Source organism: Streptomyces sp. NPDC003011, assembly GCF_053591515.1.
Map to the genome: position 1 here is coordinate 1 of NZ_JBSFTY010000140.1, position 15080 is coordinate 15080.

General features: G+C 71.6%; 12 protein-coding genes. 8 read left to right on the forward strand and 4 right to left on the reverse strand.

The features are described from left to right. A partial coding sequence (locus ACWD0J_RS39390; protein WP_451500680.1) for a phosphopantetheine-binding protein occupies positions 1–704 on the forward strand: 704 nt, incomplete at its 5' end. 258 nt (positions 705–962) lie between these two features. On the opposite strand, the gene ACWD0J_RS39395 is transcribed toward ACWD0J_RS39390, so the two are convergent. Then, complete coding sequence (locus tag ACWD0J_RS39395; RefSeq protein ID WP_451500681.1) at positions 963–2345, reverse strand: NAD(P)/FAD-dependent oxidoreductase; 1383 nt, start codon at positions 2343–2345, stop codon at positions 963–965. Between the two features lie 230 nt (positions 2346–2575). On the opposite strand from ACWD0J_RS39395, the gene ACWD0J_RS39400 reads away from it, so the two are divergent. The 6 genes from ACWD0J_RS39400 to ACWD0J_RS39425 all read left to right on the forward strand — a co-directional run bounded on the left by ACWD0J_RS39400 (position 2576) and on the right by ACWD0J_RS39425 (position 9436). Continuing rightward, on the forward strand, positions 2576–2812 hold the full coding sequence (locus tag ACWD0J_RS39400) for a ferredoxin (RefSeq protein WP_451500682.1): 237 nt from the start codon (positions 2576–2578) through the stop codon (positions 2810–2812). A 400-nt stretch (positions 2813–3212) separates the two neighbouring features. Next, positions 3213–4415 carry a cytochrome P450 gene (locus ACWD0J_RS39405; protein ID WP_451500683.1) on the forward strand — a complete coding sequence of 401 codons (1203 nt, stop codon included), beginning with the start codon at positions 3213–3215 and terminating at the stop codon, positions 4413–4415. A gap of 124 nt (positions 4416–4539) precedes the next feature. Next, on the forward strand, positions 4540–5577 hold the full coding sequence (locus ACWD0J_RS39410) for a 3-oxoacyl-ACP synthase III family protein (RefSeq protein ID WP_451500684.1): 1038 nt from the start codon (positions 4540–4542) through the stop codon (positions 5575–5577). Positions 5578–5795: 218 nt separating this feature from the next. Next, the gene (locus ACWD0J_RS39415) at positions 5796–6305 is read left to right on the forward strand and encodes a GbsR/MarR family transcriptional regulator (protein WP_451500685.1); all 510 of its coding nucleotides are present in this window, start codon (positions 5796–5798) and stop codon (positions 6303–6305) included. Positions 6306–6503: 198 nt separating this feature from the next. Then, complete coding sequence (locus ACWD0J_RS39420; RefSeq protein WP_451500686.1) at positions 6504–8402, forward strand: HAD-IIIC family phosphatase; 1899 nt, start codon at positions 6504–6506, stop codon at positions 8400–8402. Further along, positions 8399–9436 carry an alpha/beta fold hydrolase gene (locus ACWD0J_RS39425; RefSeq protein ID WP_451500687.1) on the forward strand — a complete coding sequence of 346 codons (1038 nt, stop codon included), beginning with the start codon at positions 8399–8401 and terminating at the stop codon, positions 9434–9436. Before ACWD0J_RS39420 ends, ACWD0J_RS39425 begins: the two co-directional genes overlap by 4 nt. Positions 9437–9543: 107 nt before the next feature. On the opposite strand, the gene ACWD0J_RS39430 is transcribed toward ACWD0J_RS39425, so the two are convergent. Continuing rightward, complete coding sequence (locus ACWD0J_RS39430) at positions 9544–11175, reverse strand: ABC transporter permease (protein ID WP_451500688.1); 1632 nt, start codon at positions 11173–11175, stop codon at positions 9544–9546. Continuing rightward, on the reverse strand, positions 11172–12092 hold the full coding sequence (locus tag ACWD0J_RS39435; RefSeq protein WP_451500689.1) for an ATP-binding cassette domain-containing protein: 921 nt from the start codon (positions 12090–12092) through the stop codon (positions 11172–11174). The genes ACWD0J_RS39430 and ACWD0J_RS39435 overlap by 4 nt, the downstream gene beginning before the upstream one ends. Positions 12093–12481: 389 nt before the next feature. Between ACWD0J_RS39435 and ACWD0J_RS39440 the strand changes: the two genes are divergently transcribed. Then, entirely contained in the window at positions 12482–13252 is a 771-nt protein-coding gene (locus ACWD0J_RS39440) for an AfsR/SARP family transcriptional regulator (RefSeq protein WP_451500690.1), read from the forward strand. A 104-nt stretch (positions 13253–13356) separates the two neighbouring features. Here the strand turns inward: ACWD0J_RS39440 and ACWD0J_RS39445 are convergent. Then, on the reverse strand, positions 13357–15080 hold a 1724-nt coding region (locus ACWD0J_RS39445; RefSeq protein ID WP_451500691.1), incomplete at its 5' end, for a thioesterase domain-containing protein.

The following is a 15080-nucleotide window of genomic DNA, read 5'->3' on the forward strand; positions in this document are numbered from 1 at the left end:
ACACCGCCCTCACCACACCCCACCCCCACCACCTCTGCATCCCCCTCAACCCAGCAACACTCCGCACCACACCCCACCTCCCCCCACTCCTACGCGACCTGACACCCCCAACCCGACCCACCGCAGCCACCCACACAAACGCCGAAGGCTCCGTACTGGTCGAGCGGCTGGCCGCGCTGCCGGAGCCCGCGGAGAAGCAGCGGGTCGTTCTCGACCTCATCCGCACGCACGTCGCAGCCGTCCTCGGTCACGCACGGCCTGACACGGTCGACCCGCAGCGGCCCTTCAAGGAACTCGGCTTCGACTCCCTCACCGCCGTTGAACTGCGCAACCGCCTCACCCGTGCGACGACGCTCCGGCTGCCCGCCACCCTGATCTTCGACCACCCCACCCCCGAGGCCCTGACCAGCCGGATCCTGGAGGAACTGGTTCCGATTTCCGCCAGTGCCTCGTTGCGGGTGATGACAGAGCTGGACACGGTGGAGTCGGAGCTGACGCGGTTGACGCTCGATGACGAAGAGCGGGCGAGGATCACGCTGCGGTTGCAGACGCTCCTGTCGAACTGGAACGACATACGGCCGGCCTCTGCCGCGGACGTGGGAGGCCGCATCCAGGAGTCATCCACGGAAGAGATCTTCGACTTCATCGACCGGCAGCTGGGCCGTGCGGACGACGCTGACGCCCCTTCGTCCACCGGCCACTGAGGCCACTGAGGCCACAGAGGTCACAGAGCGCAGAGGTCACCGAGGCCGCAGAGCCCACCGGTTCCAGATCCTGAATCCCAGAGCCCAGAGCCCAGAGCCCAGATCCCACTACAGCCCCGGGGCGATCGCCCCGGGGCTGTCCCCTTCATCGCCGCGCCGACCACGCCGACCGCGCCGACCACAGAAAAGCCGCCCCGGGGCCGTCACCGGCACCGGGGCGGCTCCGCTCCCAGCGGGATCGCCGCCCATACGGCTCCGCTAGTGCTCCGCCCTCCGTAGGAGCGCCGCCTCCGGCGCCTCCAGCGGAGGCCCCGTCAGCGGGGGCCTCGCGGCCCCCTGCCGCAGAGCCGTCAGGAACTCCGGGGTCTCCAGGCGGGCCAGGGGCGCCGTCAGTGTCGTGACGGCCGTGAGGGCGTCACAGACTTGTTGGTTGGTCAGCGAGGCAGTGGTCACGAGGTCGGCGAAGCTCTGCCGCTGGGCGGCCTGGGTGGTCAGGCGTGGGTCGCTGACGTCGGCCCGGTTGTCGGGGTAGCACAGGTCCTGCGAGGCGGAGAGCAGCCATGGTGCGTCGGCGACGGCCGCGATGGACTGCTGGGCGGTTCGGGCGAGGCCCGGTTTGAGGCCGCCGGCTCGGCGGAGGCAGCTCTCCAGGGCGTGGGCGGACTGGGCGGCGACGCTCATGCCGTGGCCGTGGATGGGGTTGAGCGACACCACGCAGTCACCGAGTGCGACGAGCCCTTCGGGGCGCTGGGCCAGACGGTCGAGGTGCAGCCGGCGGTTGAGGGTGCTGCGGGTCGTACGCACCGGTGTCAAGGGCTCGGCCGCGTCGATCAGTTCGGCGATCAGGGGGTGGCGCAGGCCGCGGGCGAACTCGGCGAACCGTTCCTCGTCGGCGGTCGGCTCGCCGCCTCGCGTGCCGGAGAGCGTGACGATCCACCTGTCGTCCTCGATGGGGAGGAGCAGCCCGTTGCGTCCTGGCTGTCCGGTGCGGTGGTCGGCGTAGACACTGACGACGGGGAAGGGCCGGGGGGCGTGGGCGGGGGCGCGGAAGACGCGGGTGGCGTAGGTGAGTCCGGTGTCGACGCTCTCCTCGGTGGCGGGCGGCAGGCCAAGGCCGGTCAGCCAGTTCCGTAGGCGGGAGCCTCGGCCGGTGGCGTCCACCACAATGTCGGCGGGGAGGTCGCGTGTGGTGCCGTCGGCCGTGCGGACGCGTGCGCCGGTGACGCGTGCGCGGTCACCGAGCAGGCCGTGTGCCTCTGTGCCCTGGAGGATGTCGATGCGCGGGTCGCGCAGCACCGGTTCCCGTACGGTCCGGTCGAGCAGGGGGCGGCTGCAGGTGATGGCGTAGTGGGAGGCGGGGAAGCGGTGCTGCCAGCCGTAGGCGCTGTACAGGATCATGTCCTGCTTGACGCCGATGCGGTGGGCGCCCGCGGTGCGCAGGCGGTCCAGGGTGCCGGGGAGCAGTGCTTCGACGGCCTCGGCGCCGCCGGACCAGAGGATGTGGGCGTGGCGGCCCTGGGGTACGCCCTTGCGGGGTTCCGGCCGGTCGGGGTAGGTGTCGCGTTCGATCACGGTGACCTGGTCGACGTGGTCGCGCAAGGCGCGGGCGGCCAGGACGCCGGCGAGGCCCCCGCCGAGCACGACACCGTGAACTGCCCCGTTTGTCGGTCGTGTTGCTTGCGCCATCCCCGATCCGCCCTCTCCGTGTGGTCCGGTTCCGGGCGGTTGCCGTATGCCGCCCGGCTCACCATGCGGTGGGCGGCTTGGGGGTGACTTGCCGGTTTCTAAAGTCTGTCGCGGCTTCGTCCTGGAGGTCGGAGGCCTTACGCTACGGGCCTGTTCAGCAGGTTCGAGTCCGGAAGGATGCCCTGATGCGGGATTCCTCCATGCAGGTCGGAGTCGATGTGAACCGGTGCGTGGCGTCGGGCATGTGTGCGCTGCTGGCCCCTCGGGTCTTCGACCAGGAGGAGGACACGGGTCAGGTGGTGCTGGTGGACGAGCACCCGCCGGAGGAGGAGTGGGAGGCGGTGGAGGAGGCGGAGCGTTCCTGCCCCGGCCAGGTCATCCGCTTCCGGGAGGCGGCTGCCGCGCGGGGCGAGGTCTCGTAGCCTCGCTGGTCCGGCGTGCGGGACCGGTCTCCGGGCCTCACTGCCCGGACCTCGCCTTAAGGGGACCCAAGCCCGCCTTAAGCACGTCCCCGGAGGCTGTGCGAAAAGGCGTGGACCGGCGCTGTCGGCGCCGCCGCCGCGCAGCGGTGCTCCGGCCTCCGGGCGCGGGGTGAGCGCACCACCGTGTCCCGGCACGTACCACCACCGTGCCGTGGCCCGCGCCTTCACGCGGGTACGACGGGTGTGCCGGCCCTTGCCCCGCGGCGCCGTGGCCGCCGTGTGGCGTGGGCTCGGCGTGCGTGCGCAGGCGTGCCCTGATGCTGTGTCATCTGCCGGTTCCGTCCGCCCGCCCGCGCCGGAGTCGCCGGTCGCGGGAGCAGGCCGATGAAGGGAACGCGAGATGACGGACACGCTGTCCACGCCGCCGCGGCGGTTGCCGACCGAGCGCACGCGTCCGCTGGATCCGCCCGAGGAGCTGGGCCGGCTGCGTGAGGAGGAGCCGGTGAGTCCGCTGCTGTATCCGGACGGACACGTGGGCTGGCTGGTGACCAGTCATGCCGCGGCCCGGAAGGTTCTCAGCGATCAGCGGTTCAGTGCCCGTGGTGATCTGAAGAAGGTGCCGTTCGAACTGCCGTCGGGGGGCCGGCCGTGGGAGACCGTGCCGCCCGGGTTCTTCATGCACATGGATCCGCCGGACCACACGAAGTACCGGCGCCTGCTCACCGGTCAGTTCACCGTGCGGCGGATGAAGTCGCTGGAGCCGCGTATCGCGCAGGTCACCGAGGAGCATCTGGACGCGATGGAGCGGCAGGGGCCGCCGACGGATCTGGTGCCGTCGTTCGCCCTGCCGATCCCGTCGCTGGTCATCTGTGAGCTGCTGGGTGTTCCGTACAGCGAGCGGCCGCGGTTCCAGGACCACTCGACGACGGTCATGCGGATCGGGTCGTCCCACGAGGAGGTGGCGGCGGCGTTCGCCGCGATCTACGGGCTGATTCACGAGCTGGTGCAGCTCAAGCACAAGGAGCCCGCGGACGATCTGCTGAGCGGGCTGATCGCCACCGGTGAGCTGAACGACGCGGAGCTGACCGGGGTCGGGATGCTGCTGTTGATGGCGGGGCACGAGACGACGGCCAGCATGCTGTCGCTGGGTACGTACGCGCTGCTGCGCCATCCTGATCAGCTGGCACGGCTGCGGGAGGACCCGGAGCTGTTCGGCAACGCCGTCGAGGAACTGATGCGGTATCTGACCATCGCTCAGTTCGGGGTGCCGCGTACGGCGTTGGAGGACGTCGAGCTGGAGGGGAAGCTGATCAAGGCGGGTGACGGGGTGACGGTGTCGCTCGCGGCGGTCAACCGTGATCCGGGGCGTTTCGAGGATGCGGACCGGCTGGACGTGGGGCGTTCCACGTCCGGGCACATGGCGTTCAGCTACGGCATCCACCAGTGCCTGGGCCAGCAGTTGGCCCGGGTGGAGATGCGCATCGCCTACTCGGCGTTGTTCCGGAGGTTCCCGGGACTGCGGCTGGCGGTGGACGCGGACGAGGTGCCGCTGCGTTCGGAGGCGACGATGTATGCCGCGCAGCGGCTTCCGGTGACGTGGTGAGGCGGTCGGTGGGTCCTGGCCGGCCTGTGCGCTCTGACGGCCCGGGGCGCCCTGTGTGCTGTCCGGTGTGCCGGCCGGGGCTGTGGCGCGGGGTGGCCGTTCGACGGCGAGGAGGTGCGTCGAGGTGCTGGTTCTGAGGGGAAGTCCGGTGCTGCGGGTGGCGTCGGTGGGCACGGCTGCGCCGGGTCCGCGGATCGACAATGCGACGCTGGGGCGCCGTATGGGTCTGGGGCCGGCGTGGGAGCAGTGGGCCGAGGCGTTCATCGGCACGAGGTTTCGTCATCTCGCGGTGGATCTGGAGTCGGGTGATCCGCGGTTCTCGCTGGCCGATCTGGGGGAGACGGCGGGCCGGCGGGCGCTGGCGGCGGCGGGTCTGGAGCCGTCCGACGTCGATGTGATGGTGATGGGCACGGCCATGCCCGACATGCTGATGCCGACCACGGTGAATGTGATCGCCGACCGGCTGGGTATCGATCAGGTGCCCACGTACCAGTTGCAGTCGGGGTGTTCGGGCGCGGTGCAGGCGTTGTCGCTCGCGGCGTCGCTGCTGCTGTCGGGTGGCCATCGCACCGCGCTGGTGCTGGGCGGTGACGTCTCGGCCAAGCTGGTCGACCCGGACATGGACGCGGCGACGCTGCCGCCGGCGCAGTTGGTGAACCTGGTGCTGTTCGGGGACGGGGCGGGCGCGCTGGTGCTGACCAGGGAGCCGTCGCCGGGTCCGATGCTGCGGGCGGTGTTCACGCGGCTGGTCGGTCTGGGGCGGGAGCCGGGGCAGACGCTGGACTGGTACGGCGCGAGCAGGAGGTTCGACGGCCCTCCGGTGACCGAGGACTACAAGGCGATCGAGGAGGCGGTTCCCGCGCTGGCCGCGGAGTCGGCCGAGGAGCTGCTGGACGGGCTGGAGTGGAAGCCCGGCGATCTGGCGTATGTGCTGCCGCCTCAGCTGTCGGGCCGGATGACGGCGCGGATCCGGGAGCGGATGGGGATGCCGGAGGCGCAGGAGGTCTCCTGCGTCGACGAGACCGGCAACAACGGCAACGCGCTGGTCTTCTTCCAGCTGGAGCGGCTGATGCCGCGGCTGGCGCCCGGGGACCGGGCTGTCGGGGTCGCGATCGAGTCGAGCAAGTGGATCAAGTCCGGCTTCGCGTTGGAGGCGGGCTGAGGTAGCTGAGGTTTCCCGTCCGGTTTCTGTTCCCGTTTCGTGCGCCGGTGCCGTGGCTCCCTTCGGGGGGCGTGGCACCGGCGCGCTCGTCGCAGGCGTCCGCAGACGTCGCCCGGTGATATATGGTTTTCATGAAACAGTGAACGAAAGTCCCGGTGCGTTCGTCCATCTCCCAGGCGTACGGCACATCGGTACCCACGACGCGGAGGGATGCGCGGATGGCCGTCGCCCCGGACAGTACTCGAGAAGGCGCCGACCAGGAGCTGGCGGTGAGCCGCTTCATCGAGCAGTTCGCCCTCAGCATGTCCGGACTCGGATTCCCACGGATGGCCGCGCGGGTGTTCGTGGCCGTACTCATCTCGAAGGACGGGCTGACCGCCGTCGAGCTGGCGTCACAACTGAAGATCAGCCGGGCCGCGGTCTCGCAGGCGGTGCGGTATCTGATGCAGCTGGGACTGGTCGAGCGGCATCGGGAGCCGGGCCAGCGTCATGACCGCTACCGGGTCATGGACGGCATGTGGTACGAGATGTTCGCCCGCCGTGACGAGGTCTTCCTGCGGCTGGAGGACAACCTGGCCGACGGGATCACGGCGCTCGGCGCCGAGAACCCGGGGGCGGCGCGGCTGGACGAGACGCGGCGGTTCTTCGAGTTCATCCGGGGTGAGGTGCCCAAGCTCATGACGCGATGGCGCGAGTCGCAGGGCGCGGCGCCGGACGCCGAGTCCTGAGGGGCCTGACTCGCGGGCGTGCGGCGCCCGGGGGGTGAGCCGGCTCCGGATCTCGCCGGTGGGCCGCTTCAGGTGGCCGCTTTAGGTACCGGCAAGACCCCGCCAAGCCTGTGCGGTGAGTCTGATGGCGCCCGCCCGAGCGCCGAGCCGCGTACCGGGGCGGGTCACCGCGAAGCCTCGCCTGGAGGTGTGAGATCCGTGTCCTCGGCCCCCGCTCCCCCGCCTGCCGCCGATCCCGTGGCGGACCTTCACCGGTCCGGACGTCTGGCCGCGGAGTATCCGCGGCTGCCCGCGTTGCTGCGCGGGCTCGGCGGCGAGGAACTGCAGCGCGCGGGACGCTTGTTGGCGCGTCTTTCCCCCGACGAGGTGCTGGCGGCGCATCCTGGCGTGCCCACGGTGTCGGTCGCGGTGACGGGGCACGGCACGGTGGCCGGGCTCGTCCCCCCGCTCACCGTTCAACTGGCCCGGCACGGGCTGCTGCTGCGCCCGCATGTGGCCGACTTCGGCAGTTGGCTGTTCGATCTCGCTGATCCGGCGAGCGAGGTGTACGCGGCCGGCGGCGATCTGGTGGCGTGTCTGCTGGACGCCGGTGTGGTGTTCGACGAGGTGCCCCCGCCGTGGCGTCCGGAGGACGTGGAGCGGGTGCTGGCCGAGAAGGTACGGCTGCTGGACAAGCTGGCGGCCGTCCATGCGTCGGCGGGCTCGGGCACCCTGGTGTTCACGACGCTGCCGCTGCCCCGGGAGTACGCGGCGCAGTTGGTGGACCACCGCTCACGGGCCCGGCTGGGCGCGGTGTGGCGGGAGGGCAACGCGCGTGTGCTGGGGTTGATGGAGGAGCATCCGGGGGTGGTCGTGCTCGACCTGGACCAGTTGCTCACCGGCCCGGCCGCGCTGGGCGACGCCCGCCTGGCGGCGTACACCGGGACGCCGTTCACGCCTGAGCTGACCGCCGCCGTCGGACATGCGCTGGCCCATCTGGTGCGGGGCCGGACCGGGCGGGCGAAGAAGGTGCTGGCCGTGGATCTGGACGGCACGCTGTGGGGCGGGGTGCTGGGCGACGACGGACCGGAGGGCATCGAGGTGGCGGGGGGCCGCCGGGGCACCGCCTTTCGGCAGTTGCAGCGGGTGGTCAAGCAGCTCGCGTCGCGCGGGGTGCTGGTGGCCGCGGTCAGCAAGAACGATGTGGAACCGGTGCGTCAGGTGCTGCGGGAGCACCCGGGGATGACGCTGCGCGAGGAGGACTTCGTGCGGGTGGTGGCCAACTGGGACCCCAAGCACGGGAATCTGCGGGCACTGGCCGAGGACCTCAACCTCGGCCTGGACAGCGTCGTCTTCGCCGACGACAGCGCCTACGAGTGCGGGCTGGTCTCCCGTGAACTGCCGGAGGTGACCGTGCTGCACCTGGACGGCGATCCGGCGCTGCACACCGAACGGCTGCTCGCCGACGGCTGGTTCGATGTGCGTGACCTCACCGAGGACGACGTGCGGCGCCCGGCGCGCTACCGCGACGAGCTGGTCCGCAGGGACTTCCTCGACTCCTTCTCCTCGCTGGAGGACTATCTGCGGGAGCTGGAGGTGCGGGTCGAACTGGCCGCGGCGGGCGAGGCCGACTCCGCGCGCCTGGCCCAGCTCACCCAGCGCACCAACCAGTTCAACCTGACCACGCACCGGCTCCAGCAGGACGAGGTCCGCGCCCTGGCCGGCGCGTCCGGGCACCTGGTCCTCGCCATCAGGTCCGGGGACCGCTTCGGGGACAACGGGCTGGTCGGCGCGGTGTTCGTGCGGACCGGTGGGCCGGTGTGGCACATCGACAACTTCCTGCTCAGCTGCCGGGTCTTCGCCCGGGGTATCGAGCAGGGCTGTCTGGCCGCGCTGCTGGAGCGGGCTCGTGCCGAGGGCGCGGAGGCTGTGGAGGCGCGTTTCGTGCCGTCCCCGAAGAACGGCAAGGTCGAGGACTTCTATCCGCGCAACGGCTTCGGCGCGCACGGGCACGCAGCGGACGGGTCCGCCCTCTTCCGTCACGAGCTGCGGCGGATCACGGCGGCGCCCGGGCATCTGAGCCTGACCGCGCGCTGGGAGCGGGAGGGAACACGATGAACGACGTCGCCGAGCTCAAGGAGTTCGTGCTCGTCCATGCCCGGGCGCTGCAACTGCCCGCCGAACTCTACGAGGGAGTGCTGGGCCGCGTCACCAACGACGAGGACGGTGCGCCGGGTTCGTGGGCGGTGGAGTGGTCGGCGGCGGCGACCGCGCTGGCCGGGGCCGGTCAGCTGTTGCCGGCCTGTCTGTGCTCGGCCATGGCCCGTTTCCCGTTCGTCGACGGTCCGGCGCGGCGCTCGGCGTACGAGGAGGCGTTGTCGGTGTTCGGCCGGTGGCGGGGAGAGCAGCCGGGCGTCGAGCCGGTGCGGGTGAAACTGTCCGGTGGTGAACTGGTCTGCTGGGCGGGTGGTCTGTCGGCGGACGAGCCGAAGCCGTTGCTGCTGGTGACGGGCGGGATCGTCAGCATCAAGGAGCAGTGGGCTCCGGTGGTGCTCCAGGCGGCTCAGCTGGGCATGGCCGTCGTGGTGACGGAGCTGCCGGGCGTGGGCGAGAACACTCTCGCCTACGACCGGGAGAGCTGGCGGATGCTGCCCGCCGTACTGGACGCGGTCGCGGACCGTGCGGACGTCTCCCGTACGTACGCCCTCGCGAACAGCTTCGGCGGGCATCTGGCGCTGCGCTGGGCCGGTCACGACGCCAGGCTGCGCGGGGTGGTGACGTCCGGGGCGCCGGTCAGTGTCTTCTTCACGGACCGTTCCTGGCAGCGTCGGCTGCCCCGTGTCACCCGGGACACGCTGGCCCGGCTGACCGGCACGGAGCCGGGCGACGACGTGGCGCTGGGCGAGGTGCTCGCCGACTGGGCGCTGTCGCCGCGGGAACTCACCGCGCTGGACATCCCGGTCTGCTACTCGGCCGCCCTGCGGGACGAGATCGTCCCCGGCGGGGATCCGGCGTTTCTGCGGCAGCACGTGCGGCGGCTGACCCTGAACGAGTTCGACGACGTGCACGGCGCGCCGGGGCATGTCCGGCAGACCGTGGAGTGGACGTTCGGTTCGCTGCTGGCCATGCGCGACGGCACCCTGTCCGCCTGACCGAGGCGCCGCGCGAAGGAAGCCGTCACCGGGGCCGCGTCGGGGGAGTTCCGCGGCCCCGGTGACGGCCGTGTGCCGCCGCCGGCCGGGCCCTCAGCCGGGGGACATCACTGGAGGGCCAGATCCCGACGGCGGAACAGGACGGTGCCCGCGGCGGTGAGGACCGCCGTGATCACCAGCAGTGCCAGCAAAGGGCCCGCGGTGAAGTCGCCGCCGGGCAGTCCGGGCACATGGCTGAACGGCGAGACGTCCAGGACCACCTGCGGCAGGTCCAGCGTCGAGCCGATCTGGCTGATCAGCAGGCACAGGGCGAACGCGGCCCAGGGCAGGCCGACGGCGAGCCGGGGCAGGGATCCGAAGGCGAGCACGGCGAAGGCCGCCAGCACCAGCACGGCCGGCAAACGCACCAGCGCGGCCGCGACGAGGGAGCCGAACTCCGCTCCCATGTCGCCGGTGGCCAGGCCGTAGCCGACGGCGGCGCTGAGCCCGGTGACCAGCATGAGCACTATGACACCGGCGAGGGTGACGACCAGGTGGCCCGTCATCCAGCTGAACCTGCTGGTGGCGGTGGACAGCACGGTCTCCAGTCCGCCGCTGGTCTCCTCGTGGCGCATCCGGCTCAGGGCCTGCACGGCGAATCCGGCGACCGCGAGCCCCATCAGGCCGATGGTGGCGGAGAGATAGGCGTCCAGCAGCGAACCCGTGCCGCCCAGTTGCTGGATGATCTCCGCGGTGCGCTCGCTGTCACCGATCAGGTCGTTGATCTCGTCGCCGACGACTCCGAAGGCGAAGCTCATCACCGCCACCCCGACGGCCCAGCCGGCCAGCGACGAGCGGTGCAGGTACCAGGCCAGTCCGGTCGGGCTGAGCAGCGCGGGAGAGGCCTCGGGCCGGCGGGGCCGCACCGCGCGCATGCCCATGCCGACGTCGCGGACACGGGTCAGCGCGAACGCCACGCCCACCTGGAGGGCGAAGGCGGCGAGCGGAAGGGCCAGTACCCACCACTGGTCCTGGTCGTAGGGGCGGATCTGCTGGCCCCAGCCGATCGGGGACACCCAGGAGGGCCAGGCGCTCTCGACGCGCAGGCCCCCGTCGGTGGTCCGGCCGGCCACGTCACCGACGGCACGCAGCATGAACGCCACGCCCAGCGCCGCCGCCGCGGCCCCGTTGGCGGCCCGGGAGCTCTCCCAGATCTGGGCGGTGACCGCGGCGACACCGGCGAAGGACACACCCACCGCGCCGATCGCGGCTCCGGCCGCGAAGGAGGAGCCCAACGGCAGCCCCGCCGACGCCAGCCCGAGGGCGCTGGTGACGGCGAGCACCACGTCGGCCAGGACGGCGAGCAGCAGTCCGGCGGTGAGGGCCGCGTGCCGGCCGACGGCGGTCGAACCGATCAGCTCGGAGCGCCCCAGTTCCTCGTTCTGCCGGGTGTGGCGGACGACGGCGAGGGTGCTCATCAGGGCCGCCCCCGCCAGCCCGAGCAGCAGCGACTGCGTCATGGCCGTGGCGCCCTCGCTGGCGCCGGAGACCAGGCCGCTGAACACCAGTGAGGCGGGATTGTCGGCTGCGCTCGTCTGCGCGGCGATCCGGTCCTTCTCGGTTTCGTACAGTCCGCTGATGCTGGAGGCCGTCGCGGTCTGCACCAGCGTCAGGCCGATGATCCACAGCGGGAGCTGGATGCGGTCCCGGCGCAGGGCGAGCCTCAGCAGGTCGCCGGTGCCTGCGAAGTAGCGGCTCACCGCTGCGCTCCGGCCGTCTCGCGCCGGGCCGGCTCGTCCTCGCCGTAGTGCCGCATGAACAGCTGCTCCAGCGTGGGCGGGGCGCTGGTCAGGGACACGATGCCGAAGTCGGCCGCGTGGCTGATCACGGCGCCGACCTTGCCGCTGTCGACGGTGAAGGTGAGGCCCTCGGCGTCGGATCGCACGTCGTGGACGCCTTCGAACCGGTCCAGGCCGGTCAGTTCGCGTTCCGTCTGGACCGAGACCGAGACACGGGTGAGGTGGCGCAGTTCCTCCATCGAGCCGGACTCCACGGTGCGGCCCTCACGGATGATGCTCACGCGGTCGCATAGGGCCTCCGCCTCGGCCAGGATGTGGCTGGAGAGCAGGATCGTCGCACCGGCCCGCTTCAGGTCGAGGACGTAGCTCTGGAAGACCGACTCCATCAGGGGGTCGAGGCCGGAGGTGGGCTCGTCGAAGATGTACAGCTCCACGTCCGAGGCGAGCGCGGCGACCAGGGCCACCTTCTGCCGGTTGCCCTTGGAGTAGGTGCGGAACTTCTTCGTCGGGTCGAGCTTGAACCGCTCCAGCAGTTCGTCGCGGCGCCGCTTGTCGATGCCGCCGCGCAGTCTGCCGATCAGGTCGATCGACTCACCTCCGGAGAGATTGGGCCACAGGTTCACGTCACCCGGGACGTAGGCGAGCCGGCGGTGGAGGTCCACGGCCTGGTGCCACGGGTCTCCGTCCAGCATCCGCACCTCTCCGGAGTCGGCCCGCAGCAGGCCGAGCAGGACCCGGATGGTCGTGGACTTGCCGGCGCCGTTGGGCCCGAGGAGCCCGTGCACTTCGCCTTGCCTGACCGTCAGGTCGAACCCGTCCAGAGCCCGCACCTGACCGAACGTCTTCACTAAGCCTGCTACGGCAATAGGATTCGTCACTGTCACAACGTATCAAACTTCCATGACGTTGTGAAATCTGCGAAAACTCGGCTGCCGGAGCGGGAGGGACCGGGGGACGGGTTCCGTCCGCACCCCGATGCCATGCGGCAGAACGCCCGGTGCCGGGGTGCGCGGATCCCCGGACGGACCCAGGACGCCCGACCCCTACCCCCGTGCGCCACGCGTACCTCAGCGCCGGACCCTAGGGGGCTTTTAGGGGTGGGTAGGGGCTTCAGACGCCCTCCGCTTTCTCATAGCCTGAAAAGGCCTGCACGACCAGAGGAACAGACGGCCGAACACGCCGCGGGAGGTCCGCAGAGATTCCTTCACAACCGCTCCACCGAACGGACGGAACACTGACGCAGCGTATTGTCAACGGGGGTTGGTTAGTGCAATACGAAATACTCGGACCGGTCCGGGTGACCGACAGCAGGGGCAGCAGGTTCGTCAGCGCCAGAAAAATGCAGGTCCTGCTGGTCCTTCTGCTCATCCGGGCCCGACAGGTGGTCTCGATCGACGAGGCCATAGCCGAGATCTGGGGGAACAATCCCCCACGCCGGGCAACAGCGGGCATTCACGTGTACATCTCGCAGCTCCGCAAGTTTCTCGGCCAACCCGGAAGCCCGCCCAATCCGATTCTGACCAGGCCGCCCGGATACCTGTTCCATCTGGGCAGCGACGAGTGCGACATCGACCAGTTCCAGGAGCTGCTCCACCAGGGGCGGCGCCACCTCAAGGAGGGGCGGCCCGAGAACGCCGTCGCGGCCTTCGAGGCCGGCCTCTCCCTCTGGCGCGGCCCGGCCCTCGGCGACCTGTGCGACGGGCCGGTCATCGAGGGCTTCGCCACCTGGCTGGAGGAGACGCGGCTGGAGTGCGTCGAGTCGCTGATCGAGGCGCAGCTGAGTCTCGGGCTCCACCGTGAACTCGTGGGCCGTCTCTGCTCCCTGACCGCCGAGCACCCGCTGCGGGAGACCTTCTACCGCCAGCTCATGCTGGCGCTGTGCCGCTCCGAGCGGCAGGCCGACGCACTGCGCACCTACCAGCAGGCCAGGAACCGCCTCAACGAGGAGCTGGGCCTCGAACCCTGCCGTGCGCTGCGCGACCTGCACCAGGCCATCCTGATCGCCGACGAGCGGCTGGAACTGCCCACCGCGGTGTGACGCCCACCGTGGTGTGACGCGCGATCCCAGCCCCCGGGCGGGCGGAGCCACCGGCTCCGCCCGCCCGTCGCGTCGGCGTCCGCGCCCTCGCCCTCGCCCTCGTCTCAGCGCCCCTCCGTCGTCCCCGGCGCGCGCAACCGCTCGGTCAGCTCCGCCAGGAGCCGCGTCCCGCTCTGGTCGCCGTGGACGAAGTAGTGGTCACCGGGCATGACCAGCAGCTCGAACGCCGCGGTCGTCAGCGTCTGCCAGGCCCTGGCGTCCGCCTCGGACACGACCGGGTCGGCGGAGCCGTGGAACACGGTCACCGGAACGTCCAGCGGCGTCTCGGTCAGGTCGTGGCGGTAGCTCTCCACGAGCCGCAGATCCGCGTAGCCCGCGCCGTCCAGGGCCACTTCGGCCATGTCCGCCAGATGTGCGCCCAGTTCCGTGCGCAGCGCGTCGGTGTAGCGCTCCGGCTCGGCCCGGCGCAGCCGCATCAGGTCCTCGTGCTCGGGCATCCCCTCGAAGCCCAGGCCGCGGGTGACCGACCGCAGCCGCGCGCCGAGCGGGTTCTCCTCGCCGGTCGGTGCGCTGAACGCGCTGACGAACAGGTGCCGCAGCAGTTCCCCGTACTTGGGGCCCAGCCGGTGCGCCAGCCGGAAGGCGAGCAGCGCGCCCATGCTGTGCCCGTAGAGGGCGAAGGGCCGGTCGAGGTAGGGCTCGATCGCGCGAGCGACGGCGTCCACCGCCTCCTCGACGGCGTCGACAGGCCGCTCGTCCACGCGCTCCTCCCGGCCCGGCAGCTGCACCGGGCACACGTCGATCGCGGGGTTCACGACGGCCGGCCAGTCCCGGTACAGCGAGGCCCCGCGACCGCCGTACGGCAGACAGAACAGGCGTACGGCACAGTCGTCCCGCGGGGCGACCGGGAGCCAGCGGGCGCCGTCCAGGTCGTAGGGGCGTGCTGCCGGCTCGGCGGTGTCCTCCTCGACGGACGCGGCGATGCGTCGCAGTACGTCGTCGAGGGTGGGGCCGGCGACGAGCAGGTCGACCGGGAGATCGACCGCGGTCTCGGCCTGTACGCGCCGGCGCAGTTCGAGGGCCGCCAGCGAGTCGAGACCGGTCTCCGACAGCGGCTGGGTGAACGGGACGTCGTCGGCCGGCAGTCGCAGCAGCTCTCCGACCGTCCGCGCGAGGCGGGCCCGTAGTGCCGCGCGGCCGGCCTCGCCGCGCCACCGTGCCCGTGTCGCGTCGGCCGCCGCGTCGGCGGGCCGGGGGCCGGGGGCCGGGTCAACGGAGGTGATGACCCTGAGCTCGGTGCCGCGGGCCCAGGCGACCGTCCTGCCGTCCTCGTCGCTCAGCACATGGTCACCGACCAGGCTGCGGCGCGTGACGGGAGCGGTCAGCCGTACGTGGCACCACAGGGGGCCGTCCGCGCGGGCCGCGAAGCCCGCCCCGCCCAGCCCCGCGACCATGAACAGATCACGTTCGCCCAGGTCACGCGCCCCGGCGACCGCGTAGAGCGGAGCCACGGCGTCCAGTACCCCGGGGGCCACCGGAAGTTCGGGGGCGGGCCGGCCGGAGCCGCCGTGCCTCTCCTCGGCGGACGGGGCGCGGAGCCTGGCCAGGATCTCGCCCTCGCCGAGCCACGCCTCGGTGACCCACTCGACCGAAGGGCCGTACGGGACACCCCGCTCGGTCAGCAGGCGGTAGAACTGGGCGCCGTCCATCCGCACGGCACACCGCTCCCTGATCGCCGCCCGCTCCTGCTCACCCAGCGGACGCGCGTCGCCGGCCGGGACCTCGGGGCCGGGGCCGGGGCCGGGGCGCACGCGGCCGCCCGCGTGCC